Source organism: Bradyrhizobium sp. CSA207 (genome assembly GCF_029051685.1).
Lineage (GTDB): Bacteria > Pseudomonadota > Alphaproteobacteria > Rhizobiales > Xanthobacteraceae > Bradyrhizobium.
In genome coordinates this window covers 1-679 of sequence record NZ_JAACFT010000126.1, presented here as the reverse complement: position 1 = coordinate 679, position 679 = coordinate 1, and the positions used below count along the sequence as shown (strand labels likewise).

General features: G+C 60.5%; 1 protein-coding gene. It reads left to right on the top strand.

The genetic code is table 11. The features are described from left to right. Positions 1-303: 303 nt before the first annotated feature. Positions 304-679, top strand: a 376-nt coding sequence (locus GWG65_RS40570; RefSeq protein WP_275200929.1) for a PDZ domain-containing protein, incomplete at its 3' end; no start/stop codon positions are given.

Sequence of the window (679 nt, the reverse complement as noted above, 5' to 3'; positions counted from 1 at the left end):
ATGAAAGAGGCTATCGATACATCGCCTTCGCGTCGCCAAGTGTTGCGACTGGCAGCCACGGTTACGGCATCTGCCGTGGCCGCGAAGGCCGCGAACGCCGCGGAGCCTCTAAGGGGAGAGACCAACAGCGCCTACGTTCCCGCTGAGGGCGTCTCTACCTTCGAGAGCGTTTGGCAGACCGTGCGTGATCGCTTTTACGATCCCCGTCACAACGGACTAGACTGGCTGGCGGTTCGGGAGAGATATCTTCCAGACGTTCGGCGGGCAACTTCCCAGAACTCTCTGGCACGCGTCATTAATACCATGCTGTCCGAGCTGCACGCCTCGCACACGCGTTTCTATACGCCGGATGAGCCGGAATATTATCAGCTTGCAGACATCTTTGTCGGCGCACTGCGACGCCGGGGACTGCAGCGTGCGTTTCCAGACGGCCGCATTTCGTACCCTGGCATAGGTATCATTTCGGGTTTCGAGGCGACTGGTCGTAACACGATCACCGGCGTCATAGATGGAACGCCGGCTCAGCAGGCGGGCCTCCGTGCCGGCGACGAGATAATTGCGGCTGACGGGACCGCATTTGAGCCGATCGAGTCATTCCGTGGAAAGGTGGGCAAATCGGTTGTCTTGGAGGTACGCCGGGGCGCCTCGGTGGTGCAAATCCCGGTCATGCCGGTCGACC